Below are 16,957 nucleotides of genomic sequence, written 5' to 3'. Positions count from 1 at the left end.
GTAACGTAAGACATGAGGACCTCCGTGGACTCGATCAGGTGTGGTTACCCATATCGATACCGGAGGTCCTCACCTCATTTCCTCACGCCACGCTGCACACAACCACCGTGGGAAGAACAGCTAGGCAAGGACAAATGGCCTCCGCCGTGACTGCTGCAAGACGCGGCGTTCGTACGTCCGTCATGTGATGAGACGCCATCGGGGCGAGCGCATTCGCCCCACGCTATCTTCCGCTGCTACTACTTCTACTTCGCTCGACCTGGAGTCCTCTCACACGTCGCCATCCGCGATGCTGGCGAGAGCGGCAAGGTGGCCTTCCAGAGCGCGACTTCCGTCTGGCGTGATCGCTATCCACGTAAGTTTTCGGGCATCCGCGCGGAGGGGCGAGCTTTCTTTTCTGACGGCGACGAGGCCCGCTTCACTGAGTATCTTGAGGCTTCTCGACAGATTGACGTCAGTGATCTCAAGGGCGTCACGAATCACCCCAAATTCCAATTCCGCCACGCGCCGCAGCAGTCCGCAGATACGGAGGCGCGTCGGAGAGTGAATCACCTCGTTGAACATAGGAATGATCTTGGCGCTCATCGCGTCTGGTCTCTCGTGCCGGCAATCTCGTTCCGGAGGGCGTCGTCGTATCGACGGCCCAAGACGAGAGTGACAGTGAATGCAACAACCGCGGGAATAGCAACCCACCACGGGCTGGCGCCGACGACCTTAATCGCAACCCCTGCTAGGAACGCCAGAAGGGCTACCCCTAGCGTCACCAGGAGCAGACGCCTACTAAGCGGTCCTGCCGGCTGGGTGACCGTCACTCCATAGCGACTGCTGTAGGTCATGGTGAGAACTGGAATGGCCACAATGCTGAGGGCCACCACCATAATTGACGCTGGGCCCGAGAATGCTTGCGATCCCACGAGCAGTGCCACGATCAGCCCAAGCGCCGTGTGGTACCACCAGGGAGTGACAACCCGTTGAGACAAGCTCTTGCCATCAGCGTCGAGGGTGTTTAGCGCCTCACGTGCTTGCGCTGATGTCGGCTGTGCCGGGGGTTTCGGAGAATCTCCCGAAGAATCGTTTTCCATAATTGAAAGTCTATATATGATTTACACTTTTAGAAAGTAACTTTTCGCGTTTCATCGTGCGGCGCCGTGCGCTGCTTACTATCGACGCGGCCGATCGGATCGGCGCTCTCGCTGAGGGCAGCTCGGGCTGCGGGCCAGCTGTTTTCGTCGACATGCAGAGCGGTCCGAAGGTAGGCCGTGCTCATCCGCTGGATCACCGCGACCCGCTCCGGGTTCTCGTCGGTGGTCTCGGCGACTTCATATCCAACGATCCCGCCCAGCGCATGCTCGGCGCCGTAGAAGGAGAGCAGGTCGGTAGCTCCGGGACTGTACGTGAAGGCATCGGCAAACCAATCGGGCCCGCGACTCGACATCATTGACTGGTCATGGTCGCCCGCAACGACGAGGGTTGGCGTGGCCAACTCCTGGAACGAGGGTCGCATGAACGGGAAGTTCGCCTGCGCAAACGGGTGCAGGTCGTCACCACCAACACCGGTTGCTGAGAACAGGATGCCCGCGGTAACGCGGCTGTCAGACATATCTTCACCGACTTCGCCTGCATCACTGAGGATCCGTGCGCCAAGGAGCGACTGAGCGGTTTGCCCACCCCAGGAATGACCGGTGGCGGCAACGCGACCGTGGTCGACGCGCCCCGCAAGGCTCGGGACGGCGGCCTCAATGGTGTCGAGCTGGTCCAAGACGCGCGTGAGATCCGCGATCCGCTCAGACCAGATCGACGGGAAGACCGGGTGATCGAGACCGAACCCGTTGCGGCGCGAGTCCAGATGCGTCGGCTGAATCACGACGAATCCGCGGGAGGCCCAGAATGCCGTCAGCGGCGCGTACCCGTCGAGGTTCCACCCGTTCCCGTGAGAGAACACGACGATGGGGAGGTTCGTGCCGGTTGCCGGGGCAGACACTCGAACTTCCAATGGGACAGGTCGCCCCGAGGCGGACAACTCGACGGGAGCGACGGAGACGACCGGAGCGCCTCCCCCAACGATGCCGTCCAGTGTGTCGACGATGAATGAAGCCATGACAGGTTCCTTCCTCAGGGGTGCGCTGTGCGATAGTAGTTATCGGAGCATTGTTCCGCAACAATACGGAACAGTGTTCCGAAACGCAAATGCACGCCGCCAGTTTCGATGGGATGTCACATGACCATTGCTCGTTCCAAGCAGGTTGGTCGTCCTAGAAGCAGCGCCGAAACACTGCTCAGCGCAGCGGCAGCAGTGTTCGTGACGTCCGGAGTTGATGCCCCGGTACGGGAGATCGCGGCAAAGGCTGGCGTCGGCGTGGGGACGATCTATCGCCACTTTCCGACGCGTCCGGAGCTGGTGGTTGCGGTCTACCGCCACCAGGTCGAGGCATGCGCAAATGCGGGACCACGACTGCTCGCGGAGAGCGCGACGCCAGAGGCGGCTCTGCGGGCTTGGCTGGCCTTGTTCGTGGATTTCCTCGTAACTAAGCACGGACTCGCCGGCGCAATGCAAGGAGACAGCGCCGGATCCGACGCTCTGCACACCTATTTCGTTGACCGGCTCGTCCCCGTGTGCGCCGCGCTCCTCGAGGCAGCGCGCGAGTCTGCACACGCAGTGCCCTCGGTGGATGCCTACAACGTACTCAGAGGAGTCGGGAACCTCTGCATCGGTGCAGCGAGCGACGATCGGTATGAGGCAGACACTCTCGTGCAATTGTTCATTTCGGGCGTTCTAGCCCCGGGCGCTCGCTGACACGCTGCTAGATGCGACTCACTTTAGGGGCTGCCAACGGCCGTCTCATAGGCATTTGCTACCCTGACGGTAGTCAGTGACACCGAGGGACGACCTTCGGCAGGTGCATCATCAGGGGACGGCCCCATCAAGGAGCCCGTGGTGTCCCCCACAGATCTGAAACACCTGGTCGGAGCATCCGACATCGTCCGCGTCGTACTCGGCTGGAGCGCATTCGGCGCGCTACTGCTCGTCCGTCCACTGCTCGCAGCACCAGTCCCGGCGGCACTGCTGATCATCGCGCTCGTCGTGATCATCGCCGTGATCCTGGTTTGCGCGTTCGGCGTCGTGAAGCAGGCGGAAGCACTCGCCCATCGTCTCGGTGACCCCTACGGCTCGCTCGTGCTCACCCTCTCGATCGTGCTCATCGAGGTGATCCTCATCTCAGCGGTCATGCTCGGCCCCGGCGAGCATGCCACGATCGCCCGTGACTCCGTCATGGCGGTGTCAATGATCATCCTCAACCTCGTCGTCGGCCTCGCCCTGCTCGTCGGCGGCATCCGTCACCGCGGTATGAATCACAACCGAACCGGTACTTCGGCGTATCTCGCGATGCTCGTCGTGCTCGTCGCGCTCGCGTTCGCCCTGCCCGCGCTCATCGGAGAGAACGGCTCGTACACGCCGACGCAGCAATTCCCGATCATCGTCATCACACTCGTGCTCTACAGCTTTTTCCTGTTCCGCCAGATGGGATCGCAGGCAGGGGACTTCGTCGAGGTCGATGAGCGAGTATCGTCTGCCCCGCAGCACGCGACCCAGACCGCGACTGGGAGACTCGGCATCCGGCAGGTGATCCGCACACACCGCACCGAAGTGCTCGTCCGTCTCACGTTGCTCGTGATCACCGTCGTCCCGATCGTGCTGCTGTCGCACGATATGGCTGCGCTCCTAGACGACGGCCTCGGCCGCCTCGGCGCACCGGCCGCACTCGCTGGCGTACTCATCGCCGCCATCGTGTTCCTCCCTGAATCCATCACCGCCGTCCGTGCCGCACTGGGCGGCGAGGCCCAGCGTGTGAACAACCTCTGCCACGGCGCACTCGTCTCGACCGTCGGACTCACTATTCCGGCTGTGCTCGTGATCGGCATGCTCACCGGCCAGACCGTGATCCTCGCGGAATCACCGGCGAACCTGTTGATGCTCGGCGCGACGCTGCTGCTGTCCGTCACGACCTTCGCCGCGAAGAGCGTGACGGCAATGCACGGGGCAACGCACCTCGCCCTCTTCGCCGTCTACGCGATCATTCTCTTCAGCTGACAGCTGTCCACCGCGCTGGAAACGCCCCGGAATCCGGCGCGTCCAGACCTTGCTATGGTGGAAAGGATGCTCGTGGCCTCACGAGCAGGGAGCGCTTGCGCGCTCTCACGCGGGACGCGCCCGACTGCGCGACAACTGCAACCGATCTACTTCCCCCTCGAGGATGCACCGTAATTCGGCGCGCCTCAAAGCACCCCGAACCGAAAGGAGTCGCACCCCGGGTCTCTCGTCTGTGTGCTGCCATGCACCTCAGTGACCCAGGTTCGTTCCCCGTCATGCTGACAGCATCATCGATTCATCTGCCCATCACCACCCCCTCTCACTACTCCCCCACTTAGCACGCACTTTCTCTTTTCGAACAGCGGCGCCTGCCGCACCAAGACGAGAAAGTGAGAACCACCGGTGGGAGACCTCCAAACACTGTCAGGACCGATCGTTGTCCTGCTCATGCTGCTGTTCTTCGGCGGCAGCCTGTACATGTCGATTCGCATCTCCAAGAAGAAGGAGAACGCCGACGGCTACATGACTGCTGGCGGCAAGCTCGGATTCGGCATCTCTGCCGCATCGATGACCGCCACATGGATCTGGGCATCGTCAATGTATGCCTCAGCCACATCCGGCTACACATACGGCATCTCCGGCCCTATTCACTACGGGCTCTGGGGCGCCCTGATGATTCTGCTCATCTACCCCTTCGGCCGTCGTATCCGCAAGGTCGCGCCGAAGGCGCACACCATCGCCGAAGTGATGTTCGCCCGACACGGCCGCTCCAGCCAACTCATGCTCGCCGGGTCCAACGTGCTCGGCAGCGTTATCAGCCTCACCTCGAATCTGATCGCTGGTGGTGCCCTCATCTCGATGCTGTCGCCGTTCTCCTTCACGCAGGGCATCGTCGCCATCGCGATCGGCGTGCTGGCTTACACGCTGTGGTCCGGTTTCCGAGCCTCGGTGCTGACCGACTTCGCGCAGGTCGTAGCCATCCTGGGTGCCGTAGCGATCATCGTCCCGATCATCTTTTTCTCCGCAGGCGGGCCTGATCTGTTCGTCGCGGGAGCGAAGAACCTCACTCCGCAACAGGGAGACTTCTTCTCCTCTGACGCGTTCTTCAACCAGGGTGCGCCGTACATCGCTGCCGTGCTCGCCTACGCGATCGGCAACCAGACCATCGCCCAGCGCCTGTTCGCCGTGCGCGAGGATCTGATCAAGAAAACGTTCATCACCGCCACCTTCGGGTACGGCGCGAGCATCATCGGCATCGGCATGCTCGGAGTGATCGCGCTGTACGCCGGCATCGAGCCGATGGGCGGCGACGTCAACAACCTGATTCCACAGATGGCGGCAACTTATCTGCCACCTGTCTTGATCTGCCTGTTCTTCGTCATGATCATCGGTTCGCTGTCCTCGACCGCAGATGCCGATATGACGGCACTTTCATCGATCATGATGGCGGACATCTACGGTCAGAACATCGCCGGCAAGAAGAACGCCAACCCGAAGACGATGCTGCTCGTCGGCCGACTCACCATGGTCGGAGCGACTGCGGCAGCACTGGGCTTCGCGTCGATGCAGTTCAACATCCTCGATCTGCTCGTCTTCGTCGGTGCGATGTGGGGTGCGCTCGTGTTCCCCGTGATCGCGAGCTTCTACTGGAACCGCGTCACCAACGTCGCATTCAGCGTCGCTGTCGTCGCAGCCCTCGCCGCGTTCCTGCCGGTGCGCTTCGAGTGGGTCGATCTGTCCGGCGGGCTCGGCGTGGTCAGTGACGTGGTATCGGTGATCGGCATCGGCGTCGTGCTGGCGCTCATGTCGTTCGGGTTCTTCGGTCTGAGGGTCGCTCTCATCGTCGGAACTGTCGCAACCGTGGCATCCGCCCCGTTCGCGATCGGATTCTTGCACACATACCCCGTGCTGTCGGGATCGCTGGTCGCCTATGCGGTCAGCACTGTCGTATGCGTCGCTCTGACGATGATGAATAAGACCAAACGCTTCGACTTCAACCTCATCAGACAGCGCACCGGTGACTTCGACACTGCAGAATCCGAGATCATCGCGCAGGCCGAAACCGTCGTGAAAGACGCGGATGTCACTGGCACCACGGCATTCACAGGAAAGGACGCATGATGGAGATCATTCTGCTGACGGCATATGTGCTGGTCTGGCCGGTTGCGGTCATCGGCGTACTCGCCGTGATCATTCGCGCATTCACCAAGGATGCGCGCGAGGCCAAGCGTGAAGGGCGTCAGATCATCTGACGCCCCTCACGGGATTCCCAAGTGCGATGATGATCACATGATCACGAATCTCACGGCGCTTCAGGAGCAACTGCTGTCCAAGGCACGTTCAGCGAACGCCCAGCGCGCCGCGGAGACGGTCTATGGCGGTCGCGACGCTATCCTGCGTCAGACTGTCATGGCCCTCCTCGCGGGGGCTGAGCTTCCCGAGCATGAGAGCCCGCCGGAGGCGACGCTGCAGGTGCTCGCCGGAAGCGTGCAGCTCAACGGGCAGGACAGGCACTGGCAACTCACTGCCGGAGACGTCATCCCGATTCCGCCCGAGCGGCACAGCGTCAGAGCAGAGCAGGACAGCGTCTTCCTGCTGACGGTGCGCCGCTCGGTGGAGTAGCCAGACCCTGCTGATCAGCCGGACGGGTTCTCCAACGGCATCCCGTCGCATCCGTCTCGGACTTGTCACCGACGATCACTGGCGCAGACGACTGACCTCCGCCGTCGCCGATGCCGCCGGTGGGCTCGGACTCGACGACCGTGTGGCGCGTTCCACGCTCGCCAGCCAGGCGCGCACCGGCCATAACAGCCTCCTACGATAGGTCGCAGGCGCATACACTCCGAGGCCCTTGCGCCCATCGGAGTGAGAAGCTACAAGGAATCAGACGCCGGGTCGAACCGAGAGATCCGTGATCTGTGCGTCGCGTGGCAGGTCGAGAGCGGTGAGAATCGTCGTCGCGACCGACTCGGGGTCAATGAAGCGCTCGGGCACGTACTCGGTGCCCTCCTGCTGATGCACTCGCTCCTGCATCGGCGTCGCCGTGCGTCCGGGGAAGATCGAACTCACCCGCACACCGTGCTCTGCTTCCTCGGCGCGCAACGCGTCGGCGAGAGCTTTGAGGCCGTGCTTGGATGCCGCATACGCCGCCCACTCGGCGTTCGCCCGCAGACCAGCACCCGAGTTCACGAAAATCACCTGCCCGCGCGACACGCGCAGCACCGGTAGCATCAGTCGCGTCAGCTCGGCGGGAGCGATCAGATTCACGGCCAGCTGCTGCTCCCACAGTGTCGGCGGAAGGTCGGCAACGCGGCCAAGGTCCACGACTCCGGCGATATGGATGAGCGAATCGATGCGCTCCGGCAGCGGCTGCTTCGAGAACGCCCAGGAAAGACGTCCCGGTTGACTCAAGTCGCCGACGAGGGTCGTCGCGCCGGGGAACTCAGCAGCGATCGCGCGTGCTCGACCGGCATCCCGTGCGAGAAGAACGAGCTCGTCGCCACGCTCGTGAAGACGACGTGTCAGTGCTGCACCGATTCCGGAACCGGCGCCGGTGATCAGATGCACAGCCATGCTACGGACGCTCGGAGGCGGTCTCGGTCAGCTCGAACGGCACGACGGGGCAGTCCTTCCACAGGCGCTCCAACCCGTAGAACACGCGCTCTTCCGAGTGGAAGACGTGCACGATCAGGTCGCCGAAGTCCAGGAGAATCCATCGCGATTCTGCGCGGCCCTCGCGGCGGACGCGCTTGTGTCCCGCCTCGATGAGCTTGTCTTCGACCTCATCGGCGATCGCGGCGACATTGCGCTCGCTGTTTCCGGTAACGAGCAGGAAAATATCGACGAGCGGCAGAGGCTCTGAGACGTTCAGCGCGACGAGATCCTCTCCTCCTTTGGAGGAAGCGGCGTCTACGGCGAGTTGCAGCATCTCTTCGGCTGTTTCAGGTGATTGCATTAGAACACATTCGAGGTGAAGGCGATGACCAGAGCCGCCGCCAGGACGAGCGCCAGACCACCGGCGGTAATCGCCAGAGTCAGCATGAGCTTGTTGCCCTTTTCGGGCGCCGGTGGGCGGATGACCTCGCCGGCGGGTTTGATCGTGCTGACCGCGGCACTGGCTGCGATCGGCGTGGGTGAGGATGCCGGAGGCAGTTCCCCATCGATGAGAACAGCGTCTGCTTCCTTGCCGTCGGCGGTGCCGTGGGCGTGCCCCTGCGAGCCGATGCCCCGCGGCAGTTCGTAGCTGCCGGTGACCAGAATCTCGCCGGTGGAAGCAACGGGCCCGGACAGCGAGCCCTCCCCTGCGGACGGAGTGAAGATCAGGGTGTTCGGTGCGAGGTTCTGCGATCCACCCGAGTCCGAAGTGATCAGTTCGTCGAACGACGGTGTGAAGGCGGGAACAGCGGACTGCTCGGTGAACAGCTCCTTGCCGAACTCGGGATTGACGACAGGGGCTTCATCGATGACGTTCTCATCGACGACGTTCTCGTCGACGACGTTCTCGTCGACGGGCTCGTCTTCAGCGGTCGGCAGGTCTGCTTCTGCGGGCTGCTCGTCAACGGCCAGTTCATCCGTCTCGTCGGACTCTTCGACGGCTACGGGTTCGACAGCAACGGGTTCGACAACAACGGGTTCGACAACATCCCATTCGATCGCCGACTTTGCGGCAAAAGGCATTTCGGTCGCGGCTTCTTCGTCGACAGATTCTTCATCGACAGCTTCTTCGGTCGAAACAGCGTCATCGTCGACGAGCTCCGGCTCGATAACCGGAACAGATGCGGTACGAATGAGCTCCTGCTGTCGAACACGGCGACGAGTCAACGGCGCCTCGCCGGTTTCCGGATCGATCTCGGGTTCCGGAGCGGATGCGACGGGCGGGGCGGGCGACGGAACGGGCGCGACCTTTGCCGCCGCAGCGTCTTCTTCGCTGATGATCGGCGTGGTGCCGGTCAGACGCATCTCTCGCAATTGCTTGCGGGTCAGCGGCTGGCTTCCCGGCTGATCCGATGTTGTCATGCCTTGCTCCGATACAGATGATGCTTCGCTATGTACTGGACGACGCCGTCCGGAACGAGGTACCAAACGGGCTGGTCGTCACCCACACGGTCACGGCATGCAGTCGACGAGATCGACAATGCCGGAACCTCGAGTTGACTGACATTCTCGCTCGGCAGGCCATCCGTACTCAGCTCGTGCCCAGGACGGGAGACCGCGACGAAATGAGCCAACTCCCACAACTCATCATGGTCCCTCCAACTGAGAATTTGCGCTACGGCATCTGCTCCGGTGATGAAGAACAGCTCAGCATCCGGACGCTCATTCTTGAGGTCACGCAGCGTGTCTTTCGTGTAGGTCGGACCGCCACGGTCGATGTCGACGCGACTCACCGTGAACTGAGGGTTCGATGCGGTCGCGATCACCGTCATCAGATAGCGGTGCTCACTGGGGCTGACATTCGCCTTCTGCCAGGGATGCCCCGTCGGGACGAAGACAACCTCGTCAAGGTCGAACGAGTGCGCAACTTCGCTCGCCGCGACCAGGTGCCCATGATGGATCGGGTCGAACGTCCCGCCCATCACTCCGATACGGGGGGCACGCGTGGTCGTCGTCTTCATACGCCCTAGTGGCCGTGTCCGTCGGTGCCGTGTCCGTCAACACCGTGCTGCTTGGCCCAGGCCTCTGCCTTAGCCGAGTGACGGTTGGCAACATGGCGGTACGAGAACGTAACCAACGCGAGCAGCCCGAACAGGATCGCGGCGATGACACCGAAGATAAATGTCTCGGCAGCCACGTTCCCGTGGTGCTCAGTTTCGGCGGTGGCCATCGCAAGCTGTGCGATGAGGTTCATCCTGACTCCGTTTCGTGACCGGTTGCGAGTAGACGCTCCCCCATCCTATCGCTCAGCCGCGGGTCTGACCTGACCCACGCGCCAGCCACTTGGTGCTGGTGAGCTCTGACAGTCCCATCGGCCCGCGCGCGTGCAGTTTCTGCGTCGAGATCCCGACCTCGGCTCCGAAGCCGAACTCGGCGCCGTCTGTGAAACGCGTCGATGCATTCACCATCACCACCGCGGAGTCCACCTCGGCGAGGAATCGCTCGGCACTGCGAGAATCCGTCGTCACGATCGACTCGGTGTGGCCGGTGCTGTACTCACGAATATGTGCTAGCGCCTCATCGAGAGTGTCAACGACCTTGATCGCGATCTCGAGGCCGAGATACTCGGTGGCCCAGTCCTCTTCCGTTGCCGGAATCACTTCGGTGACCAGGCCCGCCACCACATCGTCACCGTGGATAGCAACGCCTTCACTCTTCAGCGCAGCGCCGATCAGCGGAATCAGCCGCGGTGCTGCCGCACGCAGTACGAGCACGGTCTCCACCGCGTTGCACACGCTCGGACGCTGCACCTTCGCATTCACGACGATGTCCCGCGCCCACTCGTCCGGCGCGCTCTCATCGAGGACGATGTGCACGTTACCGGCGCCCGTCTCGATGACCGGCACCGTCGATTCGGTGACGACGGTTTCGATGAGTCTTGCACTGCCGCGCGGAATGAGAACATCCACGAAGCCTCTCCCCTGCATCAAAGCCTTGGCGCCGTCCCGACCGAAGTCGTCCACGGTCTGAATCGCCTCCGCTGTGATGCCGGCGTTCGTCAGTGCATCGCGCATGACCTGAACGAGCACCGTGTTCGATTCGCGTGCTGCACTGCCACCGCGCAGCACGCTCGCATTGCCGGAGCGCAGCGCCAGCGCAGCGATGTCTACAGTGACGTTGGGGCGGGCCTCGTAAATGGCTCCCACCACCCCGAAGGGCACGCGGACCTGTTCAAGAGCGACACCATTGGGCATGCGGTGTCCGCCGAGCACCTGTCCGACCGGATCGGCGAGGGCTGCGACTTCTCGGACCGACGAAGCGAGAGCCGCGACCCGCCGCTCGTCGAGCCGCAGGCGATCGATGAGGGACTCACCGATGCCATCTGCGCGTCCACGTTCGACATCACGGGTGTTCGCCTCGATGATGTCGGCCGCCTTCGCCTCGAGGGCGTGGGCGATCGCTTCCAGCGCTTTGGCCTTCTCATCGCTGGTCAGGCGTGCGGTCGCACGTGAAGCTTCTTTCGCACGCGAAAGCCGGTGCTGCGGGGTCTCGACGGTCATGCCGCCAGCTTATCGAGACTGCGTCCGGCGGGCGCCGCGTATGACGCTTCAGCCGATGGGCGACACGGCCTGCTCAGCAGGCTCGAACCAGGTACCGATATCGGCGCCCTTCAGCGCACTGTCGACAAGATTCGCACTGGTCACCAGAACTCCGATTCCGGATGCTGCCGCCAGCCGCGCTGCGGACGCCTTCGTGGCCGCACCTCCGGTACCGACACTGTTGACCACGGTCGCACCGAATTCCATCCCGGCGAGGTCGGCATCGGCGGCTATGACGTCGATCGGTTCAGCACCCGGCTCCGACGGCGGTTTCGTGTACAGCGCTTCGACGTCGCTCAACAGCACCAGGGCATCCGCCTCGATCAACTGCGCAACCAGGGCGGCCAACCGGTCGTTATCGCCGAAGCGGATCTCCTGCGTCGCCACCGTGTCGTTCTCATTGACGATCGGGATCACGCGCAGGCTCAGCATCCGATCCATGGCTCGGCGCGCGTTGCTGCGCGAGGTGACCTGCTCCAGATCACCGGTGGTCAGCAAAACCTGACCGGCGACGATCTTGAAGGGACGCAACGCTTCGAGATAGCGGTACACGAGCACATTCTGCCCGACTGCTGCCGCCGCCTGCTGGGTCGCCAGATCAGTCGGTCGGGCTTCCAGATCCAGATCCAGATAGGGAATCCCCGTCGCGATGGCACCGGATGAGACCAGGACGATCTCGCAGCCACGGGCATGCGCCGAAGCCAGCGCGTGCACGATCATCGGGATACGCCACGACGACTCACCGCTGATGGACGAGGAACCGACCTTGACGACGATGCGCTCGGCGTGCGCAAGCTCCGCACGCGTACGTGCGGTCATGCGCCTTCTCCGTCGTAGTCCTCCTCGGCCGTGACACGACGCTTGTGCTCCTGCTCGGCCCGTTCCACCGCTCGCGCATCCATGCGCTCGTAGTACTGCTCGCGGCGCTCTTGCGTGGTGCGACGCGAGTTCGGGGCCAGTCGAGGATCGGTTCCGCGCGGTGCCGCCACCAGCTCGGCAGCCGAACGCACGGACGGCTCCCAATCGAATACGAGCCCCTCGCCTTCGCCGATGACGACGGTGGCGCCCGGTGTCGCACCGAGGCGGAAGAGCTCCTCCTCGACGCCGAGACGCTCGAGCCGGTCGGCGAGATAGCCGACGGCCTCTTCGTTCTGGAAGTCCGTCTGCTGCACCCAGCGCACCGGCTTATCGCCGATAATCCGGTAGTAGTTCCCGTAGGAGCCACCCTCCATCCGGATAGTGAATGCCTTCTCCGAACCACGCGGGCGAATGACGATCGGTTCAGCCGGCATCTCGACAGCGTTTTGCGCTCGGTGCTGCTCGACGATGTCGCCGAGAGCGAATGTCAACGGGCGAAGCCCCTCATGCGAGACCGTCGAGATGTCGAACACGCGGAACCCGCGCGCTTCCAACTCAGGGCGGACGAGATCAGCGAGATCCCGAGCTTCAGGAACGTCGATCTTGTTGAGTGCGATCAGCTGCGGGCGATCAAGCAGGGGAATCTGCCCCTCTGGAACCTCGTACGCTGCGAGTTCGGCGAGAATGACGTCAAGATCAGAGATCGGGTCGCGTCCGGGATCGAGCGTCGCGCAGTCGAGCACGTGCAACAGCGCCGAACAGCGCTCGACGTGACGGAGGAACTCCAGGCCCAGCCCGCGCCCCTCACTTGCTCCCTCGATGAGCCCGGGGACATCCGCGATCGTGTAGCGGGATTCCCCGGCTTGCACGACCCCGAGGTTAGGATGCAACGTCGTGAACGGGTAGTCGGCGATCTTCGGCCGCGCAGCAGACACAGCCGCGATCAAGCTCGATTTACCGGCCGAGGGGTATCCCACCAGCGCCACATCGGCAACGGTCTTGAGCTCGAGGATGATCTCGCCCTCGAAGCCCGGCGTGCCCAGCAGCGCGAAGCCAGGGGCCTTGCGCTTGGTCGTGGCCAGCGCAGCGTTTCCGAGGCCTCCACGTCCGCCTTCGGCTACGACAACGCGCTGGCCCGGTGCGACCATGTCGACCAGGACCTCGCCGTCCACCTTCTTCACGACCGTGCCTACCGGAACGGGCAACACCAGTTCTTCACCGGCGTAGCCGGCGCGGTGATCGCCCATGCCGAATCCGCCGTTGCCGGAAGAACGGTGCTGTGAGTGGTGGTACGACAGCAGTGTTCCGACCTGCGGGTCGGCGACCAGGGTGATGTTGCCGCCATCGCCGCCGTTGCCGCCGTCAGGGCCGCCCAAGGGCTTGAACTTCTCACGGTGAACGGAGACACAACCGTTGCCGCCCTTACCGGCGCGCAGTTGCAGCTTCACCGTGTCGACGAACGTGACCATGTGTCCCTTTCAGTCCCTGCTTGTGACAGGCTCAGCGACCGGCCGAGTGCGGATACGCAGACGGGGCGGGCCGAAGCCCGCCCCGTCTGGATGTCTACTGTGTTGCGACTACTGAGCAGCAGCGACGATGTTGACGACCTTGCGGCCGCCCTTCGCGCCGAACTCGACCGCGCCCGCTTCCAGAGCGAACAGCGTGTCGTCGCCGCCACGGCCGACGCCTGCGCCGGGGTGGAAGTGCGTGCCGCGCTGACGGACGATGATCTCGCCTGCGCTGACCTGCTGGCCGCCGAAACGCTTTACGCCAAGACGCTGGGCGTTGGAGTCACGACCGTTACGGGTGGAGCTTGCGCCCTTTTTGTGTGCCATGTCCTGAGCCTCTTCTGTGCTTACTTGATGCCGGTGATCTTGACGCGCGTGAGCTCCTGGCGGTGGCCCTGACGCTTCTTGTAACCGGTCTTGTTCTTGTACTTCTGGATGACGATCTTCGGGCCGCGGAGGTTGCCGACGACCTCAGCCGTGACCTTGACCTTCGCGAGCGTGTCAGCGTCGGTGGTCACCGTAGCGCCGTCGACGAGGAGCACAGCGGGAAGCTCGATCTTCTCGCCCTGGGCTGCCTGAACACGATCGAGCTGAACGATCGTGCCGACCTCGACCTTCTCCTGCCGTCCACCGGCGCGCACTACTGCGTAAACCACTTGATACCTGTTTCGTTGGGGAGCTGAACGCTCCGTAAATCTCACGGGAAGACTGTGCCTGCGTTCATCGCAAGTCCGACGGTGCGAGCTCGGCTGTACCGCACTTACACGTGGGGACGACTCAGCTCGCGCACCAAGGGACAACTTTACCGGATCAGAGGCTCACTCGCAAAGCGAGCCTCTACCGTGTCGCGCAACAGTAGGATCACGGCGTGACCCTACTGATCGATGATCCCATCTGGCCCGCGCACGGACGTCGTTGGTCTCATCTGGTCAGTGACTTCAGTTTAGACGAACTCCACGCATTTGCGCGCCAGAATCACCTGCCGGCGAGATCTTTCGACCTCGACCACTATGACGTGCCTGAGGACGCCGTCCCCCGACTCATTGCCGCCGGTGCCGTACCGGTCGGCGGCAAAGAGCTCACCAGGAGATTGATCGCCTCAGGACTCCGAATCCCCGCTCGCGACCGAAGTCGCTGACGAGTTCACCGAGATCGGCGTTCCGGTCAGCGCAGCGGTCGTCACCCGGCGACGGTTGCGCCCCTGCCCCGGAGCCTTCGGCTCGGGAAGTGCATCCAGGACCGAATCCAGGAGTTGTTCAGCTTCAGTCTTGGGCGCCTTGCCGCGATCGGACGAACGCTTCTTGCGCGGTTTCTTCGGACGCTCCGACGCCACCGGCTCTTCGCGTTCGACGACCGGCACGATGACGGGTGCATCAGCTACCGGCGCAAGCGTCGACGCAGCGATCTGTGCGAGCGCGGTCTTTGCCCCTTCCGGGATGCTGTGCGCGACAGGACTCGGAGCCTGCGAGTTCTGGTTCTGCTGGTTGCTGTTTCCACCGCGCTGGCGACGGTTGTTCGACTGACCGGAGTTGTTCGAGCTCGAACGGTGCTTCACGACCGGATCGTGATGAACGACGACGCCGCGGCCTGCACAGACCTCGCAGGCTTCGCTAAATGTCTCCAGCAGTCCCAGACCGAGCTTCTTGCGCGTCATCTGCACCAGCCCCAGCGAGGTGACCTCGGCAACCTGGTGCTTCGTACGGTCACGGCTCAAGCATTCGATGAGCCTGCGCAACACGAGGTCGCGGTTAGATTCGAGAACCATGTCGATGAAGTCGACGACGATGATGCCGCCAATGTCGCGCAACCGCAGCTGACGGACGATCTCTTCAGCCGCTTCGAGGTTGTTCTTCGTGACCGTCTCTTCGAGGTTTCCGCCAGATCCGACGAACTTGCCGGTGTTCACGTCGACGACTGTCATCGCCTCGGTGCGGTCGATGACCAGCGATCCACCCGACGGCAGCCAGACCTTGCGGTCAAGCGCCTTCTCGATCTGCTCGGTGATCCGGAAAGCGTCGAACGGATCCGTCTCGTCCTCGTAGGGCTCGACCCGCTCCAGCAGATCAGGGGCAACGCTTTCGAGGTACCCCCGAATCGTGTTCTGGGACTCTTCGCCCTGAATCAGCATCTTCGTGAAGTCCTCGTTGAAGACGTCACGCACGATCTTGACCAGCAGGTCGGGCTCAGCGTGCAGCAGTGCCGGAGCCTGCTGGCTGTCGACCTGCTTGCGGATGTGCTCCCACTGAGCAGTCAGGCGCTGCACATCGCGCGTCAACTGGTCTTCAGTGGCACCTTCAGCCGCGGTCCGGACGATGACGCCACTGGACTCGGGCAGCACCTCCTTGAGGATCCGCTTCAGGCGTGCCCGCTCGTTGTCGGGAAGTTTGCGGCTGATGCCGTTCATCGACCCACCGGGCACGTACACCAGGTAGCGGCCGGGCAATGAGATCTGGCTGGTCAGGCGAGCACCCTTGTGGCCCACCGGGTCCTTCGTGACCTGCACGAGAACTCGGTCGCCGGGCTTGAGTGCGAGCTCGATGCGTCGCGGCTGATTTCCGGTCTCGACGCCGTCCCAGTCGACCTCTCCGGAATACAGCACCGCGTTGCGTCCGCGGCCGATGTCGACGAAGGCGGCTTCCATGCTCGGCAGCACATTCTGTACGCGGCCGAGGTAGACGTTGCCGATGAGGGACGCGTCCTGGTTGCGCGCGACGTAGTGCTCCACGAGCACAGCATCCTCAAGCACACCGATCTGGGTCCGTCCGTTCTTCGAACGCACGACCATCTTGCGGTCAACCGATTCGCGCCGAGCGAGGAACTCCGCCTCGGTCACGACCGGGCGGCGCCGTCCGGCGTCGCGTCCATCCCGCCGACGCTGCCTCTTGGCCTCAAGTCGCGTGGAGCCCTTGATCGCCTTCGGCTCGGTGATGTACTCGACAACACGCTGGCGCTGACGCGGCTCGTCGCGCTGTTCGTCCGTGTCCGTGCTGCCGCCACGGCGGCGGCGCCCACGGCGTCCGGAACCCGACTCCTCGTGATCGCGGTCATGGTCACGATCGCGATCACGGTCGCGGTGGCTTCCGTGATCAGGACCCGCGAGCGCAGGCAACGGAACGATCTCCGGCGCGTAGAAGTGCAGCTGCGTGGAAACCTGCGAGACGAACACCTCGGGGATCAGCCCCAGCGCGACAGCGGTCAGCGGCTGTTCGGCTTCGACCTCCTCGATCACGGAGGTTTCCGGCGTTATCGGACTCTCCGCGTTCTCGTCGATGGTAGGTGTGTTGTTGTCATTGTTCTCATCGGCCATC

Annotated in this window: 20 protein-coding genes; 6 read left to right on the top strand and 14 right to left on the bottom strand. The window is 63.2% G+C overall.

What is annotated here, in order from left to right; all coding sequences use genetic code 11:
- Nucleotides 1-270: 270 nt before the first annotated feature.
- The 3 genes from ACSS7Z_RS13835 to ACSS7Z_RS13825 are packed head-to-tail and all read right to left on the bottom strand — an operon-like array spanning nt 271 to nt 2,098.
- Nucleotides 271-585, bottom strand: a complete 315-nt coding sequence (locus ACSS7Z_RS13835) for a transcriptional regulator (RefSeq protein WP_438255449.1) — start codon at nt 583-585, stop codon at nt 271-273.
- A complete protein-coding gene (locus ACSS7Z_RS13830) occupies nt 582-1,082 on the bottom strand; it encodes a hypothetical protein (protein WP_438255448.1) in 501 nt (166 codons plus the stop codon). Before ACSS7Z_RS13830 ends, ACSS7Z_RS13835 begins: the two co-directional genes overlap by 4 nt.
- 29 nt (nt 1,083-1,111) lie before the next feature.
- A complete protein-coding gene (locus tag ACSS7Z_RS13825; protein WP_438255447.1) occupies nt 1,112-2,098 on the bottom strand; it encodes an alpha/beta hydrolase family protein in 987 nt (328 codons plus the stop codon).
- 120 nt (nt 2,099-2,218) lie between these two features.
- Here ACSS7Z_RS13825 and ACSS7Z_RS13820 point away from each other — a divergent pair, with 120 nt between their 5' ends.
- From ACSS7Z_RS13820 to ACSS7Z_RS13800, 5 genes are all read left to right on the top strand, one after another.
- Entirely contained in the window at nt 2,219-2,794 is a 576-nt protein-coding gene (locus tag ACSS7Z_RS13820; protein WP_438255446.1) for a TetR/AcrR family transcriptional regulator, read from the top strand.
- Between the two features lie 141 nt (nt 2,795-2,935).
- Nucleotides 2,936-4,090, top strand: a complete 1,155-nt coding sequence (locus ACSS7Z_RS13815; RefSeq protein ID WP_438255445.1) for a calcium:cation antiporter — start codon at nt 2,936-2,938, stop codon at nt 4,088-4,090.
- A 447-nt stretch (nt 4,091-4,537) separates the two neighbouring features.
- A complete protein-coding gene (locus ACSS7Z_RS13810) occupies nt 4,538-6,211 on the top strand; it encodes a sodium:solute symporter family protein (protein ID WP_438255454.1) in 1,674 nt (557 codons plus the stop codon).
- Nucleotides 6,211-6,342 (top strand): putative transporter small subunit, encoded by a 132-nt coding sequence (locus tag ACSS7Z_RS13805; RefSeq protein ID WP_438255444.1) that lies wholly within the window; start codon nt 6,211-6,213, stop codon nt 6,340-6,342. The genes ACSS7Z_RS13810 and ACSS7Z_RS13805 overlap by 1 nt, the downstream gene beginning before the upstream one ends.
- Before the next feature lie 37 nt (nt 6,343-6,379).
- Nucleotides 6,380-6,712 carry a cupin domain-containing protein gene (locus tag ACSS7Z_RS13800; RefSeq protein ID WP_438255443.1) on the top strand — a complete coding sequence of 111 codons (333 nt, stop codon included), beginning with the start codon at nt 6,380-6,382 and terminating at the stop codon, nt 6,710-6,712.
- 261 nt (nt 6,713-6,973) lie between these two features.
- On the opposite strand, the gene ACSS7Z_RS13795 is transcribed toward ACSS7Z_RS13800, so the two are convergent.
- The 10 genes from ACSS7Z_RS13795 to rplU form a co-directional block, all read right to left on the bottom strand.
- Nucleotides 6,974-7,663: an SDR family oxidoreductase gene (locus ACSS7Z_RS13795; RefSeq protein ID WP_438255442.1), complete on the bottom strand. Its 690-nt coding sequence runs from the start codon at nt 7,661-7,663 to the stop codon at nt 6,974-6,976.
- 1 nt (nt 7,664) lies between these two features.
- The gene (rsfS, locus tag ACSS7Z_RS13790; protein WP_438255441.1) at nt 7,665-8,045 is read right to left on the bottom strand and encodes a ribosome silencing factor; all 381 of its coding nucleotides are present in this window, start codon (nt 8,043-8,045) and stop codon (nt 7,665-7,667) included.
- Nucleotides 8,045-9,106 (bottom strand): hypothetical protein, encoded by a 1,062-nt coding sequence (locus ACSS7Z_RS13785; RefSeq protein WP_438255440.1) that lies wholly within the window; start codon nt 9,104-9,106, stop codon nt 8,045-8,047. Before ACSS7Z_RS13785 ends, rsfS begins: the two co-directional genes overlap by 1 nt.
- Complete coding sequence (nadD, locus tag ACSS7Z_RS13780; protein WP_438255439.1) at nt 9,103-9,705, bottom strand: nicotinate-nucleotide adenylyltransferase; 603 nt, start codon at nt 9,703-9,705, stop codon at nt 9,103-9,105. The genes ACSS7Z_RS13785 and nadD overlap by 4 nt, the downstream gene beginning before the upstream one ends.
- Nucleotides 9,706-9,710: 5 nt before the next feature.
- On the bottom strand, nt 9,711-9,938 hold the full coding sequence (locus tag ACSS7Z_RS13775; protein WP_438255438.1) for a hypothetical protein: 228 nt from the start codon (nt 9,936-9,938) through the stop codon (nt 9,711-9,713).
- 52 nt (nt 9,939-9,990) lie between these two features.
- Nucleotides 9,991-11,244, bottom strand: coding sequence for a glutamate-5-semialdehyde dehydrogenase (locus ACSS7Z_RS13770; RefSeq protein WP_438255437.1), 1,254 nt, complete (start codon nt 11,242-11,244; stop codon nt 9,991-9,993).
- A gap of 48 nt (nt 11,245-11,292) precedes the next feature.
- Nucleotides 11,293-12,102, bottom strand: a complete 810-nt coding sequence (gene proB, locus ACSS7Z_RS13765; protein ID WP_438255436.1) for a glutamate 5-kinase — start codon at nt 12,100-12,102, stop codon at nt 11,293-11,295.
- Entirely contained in the window at nt 12,099-13,610 is a 1,512-nt protein-coding gene (obgE, locus tag ACSS7Z_RS13760) for a GTPase ObgE (RefSeq protein ID WP_438255435.1), read from the bottom strand. Before obgE ends, proB begins: the two co-directional genes overlap by 4 nt.
- A gap of 108 nt (nt 13,611-13,718) precedes the next feature.
- The gene (gene rpmA, locus ACSS7Z_RS13755; RefSeq protein ID WP_438255434.1) at nt 13,719-13,976 is read right to left on the bottom strand and encodes a 50S ribosomal protein L27; all 258 of its coding nucleotides are present in this window, start codon (nt 13,974-13,976) and stop codon (nt 13,719-13,721) included.
- A 20-nt stretch (nt 13,977-13,996) separates the two neighbouring features.
- Nucleotides 13,997-14,305 (bottom strand): 50S ribosomal protein L21, encoded by a 309-nt coding sequence (rplU, locus tag ACSS7Z_RS13750; RefSeq protein ID WP_438255433.1) that lies wholly within the window; start codon nt 14,303-14,305, stop codon nt 13,997-13,999.
- A gap of 212 nt (nt 14,306-14,517) precedes the next feature.
- Here rplU and ACSS7Z_RS13745 point away from each other — a divergent pair, with 212 nt between their 5' ends.
- Nucleotides 14,518-14,787, top strand: a complete 270-nt coding sequence (locus ACSS7Z_RS13745; RefSeq protein WP_438255432.1) for a DUF4031 domain-containing protein — start codon at nt 14,518-14,520, stop codon at nt 14,785-14,787.
- Here the strand turns inward: ACSS7Z_RS13745 and ACSS7Z_RS13740 are convergent.
- A complete protein-coding gene (locus ACSS7Z_RS13740) occupies nt 14,749-16,956 on the bottom strand; it encodes an Rne/Rng family ribonuclease (RefSeq protein WP_438255431.1) in 2,208 nt (735 codons plus the stop codon). The genes ACSS7Z_RS13745 and ACSS7Z_RS13740 overlap by 39 nt on opposite strands.
- Nucleotide 16,957 lies beyond the last annotated feature (1 nt).

The sequence above is a fragment of the Microbacterium wangyouchuni genome (assembly GCF_051546305.1).
GTDB lineage: Bacteria > Actinomycetota > Actinomycetes > Actinomycetales > Microbacteriaceae > Microbacterium.
The sequence above is the reverse complement of the archived record's forward strand: the minus strand, read 5'-3'. Positions and strand labels throughout refer to the sequence as shown.

Coding starts and splice junctions, on each gene's coding strand:
- ACSS7Z_RS13835 (WP_438255449.1), bottom strand. CDS start 585: ATGAGCGCCAAGATCATTCCTATGTTCAACGAGGTGATTCACTCTCCG.
- proB (WP_438255436.1), bottom strand. CDS start 12,102: ATGACCGCACGTACGCGTGCGGAGCTTGCGCACGCCGAGCGCATCGTC.
- ACSS7Z_RS13770 (WP_438255437.1), bottom strand. CDS start 11,244: ATGACCGTCGAGACCCCGCAGCACCGGCTTTCGCGTGCGAAAGAAGCT.
- nadD (WP_438255439.1), bottom strand. CDS start 9,705: ATGAAGACGACGACCACGCGTGCCCCCCGTATCGGAGTGATGGGCGGG.
- ACSS7Z_RS13740 (WP_438255431.1), bottom strand. CDS start 16,956: ATGGCCGATGAGAACAATGACAACAACACACCTACCATCGACGAGAAC.
- ACSS7Z_RS13775 (WP_438255438.1), bottom strand. CDS start 9,938: ATGAACCTCATCGCACAGCTTGCGATGGCCACCGCCGAAACTGAGCAC.
- ACSS7Z_RS13810 (WP_438255454.1), top strand. CDS start 4,538: ATGCTGCTGTTCTTCGGCGGCAGCCTGTACATGTCGATTCGCATCTCC.
- ACSS7Z_RS13795 (WP_438255442.1), bottom strand. CDS start 7,663: ATGGCTGTGCATCTGATCACCGGCGCCGGTTCCGGAATCGGTGCAGCA.
- ACSS7Z_RS13805 (WP_438255444.1), top strand. CDS start 6,211: ATGGAGATCATTCTGCTGACGGCATATGTGCTGGTCTGGCCGGTTGCG.
- ACSS7Z_RS13785 (WP_438255440.1), bottom strand. CDS start 9,106: ATGACAACATCGGATCAGCCGGGAAGCCAGCCGCTGACCCGCAAGCAA.
- ACSS7Z_RS13800 (WP_438255443.1), top strand. CDS start 6,380: ATGATCACGAATCTCACGGCGCTTCAGGAGCAACTGCTGTCCAAGGCA.
- ACSS7Z_RS13825 (WP_438255447.1), bottom strand. CDS start 2,098: ATGGCTTCATTCATCGTCGACACACTGGACGGCATCGTTGGGGGAGGC.
- rpmA (WP_438255434.1), bottom strand. CDS start 13,976: ATGGCACACAAAAAGGGCGCAAGCTCCACCCGTAACGGTCGTGACTCC.
- rsfS (WP_438255441.1), bottom strand. CDS start 8,045: ATGCAATCACCTGAAACAGCCGAAGAGATGCTGCAACTCGCCGTAGAC.
- obgE (WP_438255435.1), bottom strand. CDS start 13,610: ATGGTCACGTTCGTCGACACGGTGAAGCTGCAACTGCGCGCCGGTAAG.
- ACSS7Z_RS13830 (WP_438255448.1), bottom strand. CDS start 1,082: ATGGAAAACGATTCTTCGGGAGATTCTCCGAAACCCCCGGCACAGCCG.
- ACSS7Z_RS13820 (WP_438255446.1), top strand. CDS start 2,219: ATGACCATTGCTCGTTCCAAGCAGGTTGGTCGTCCTAGAAGCAGCGCC.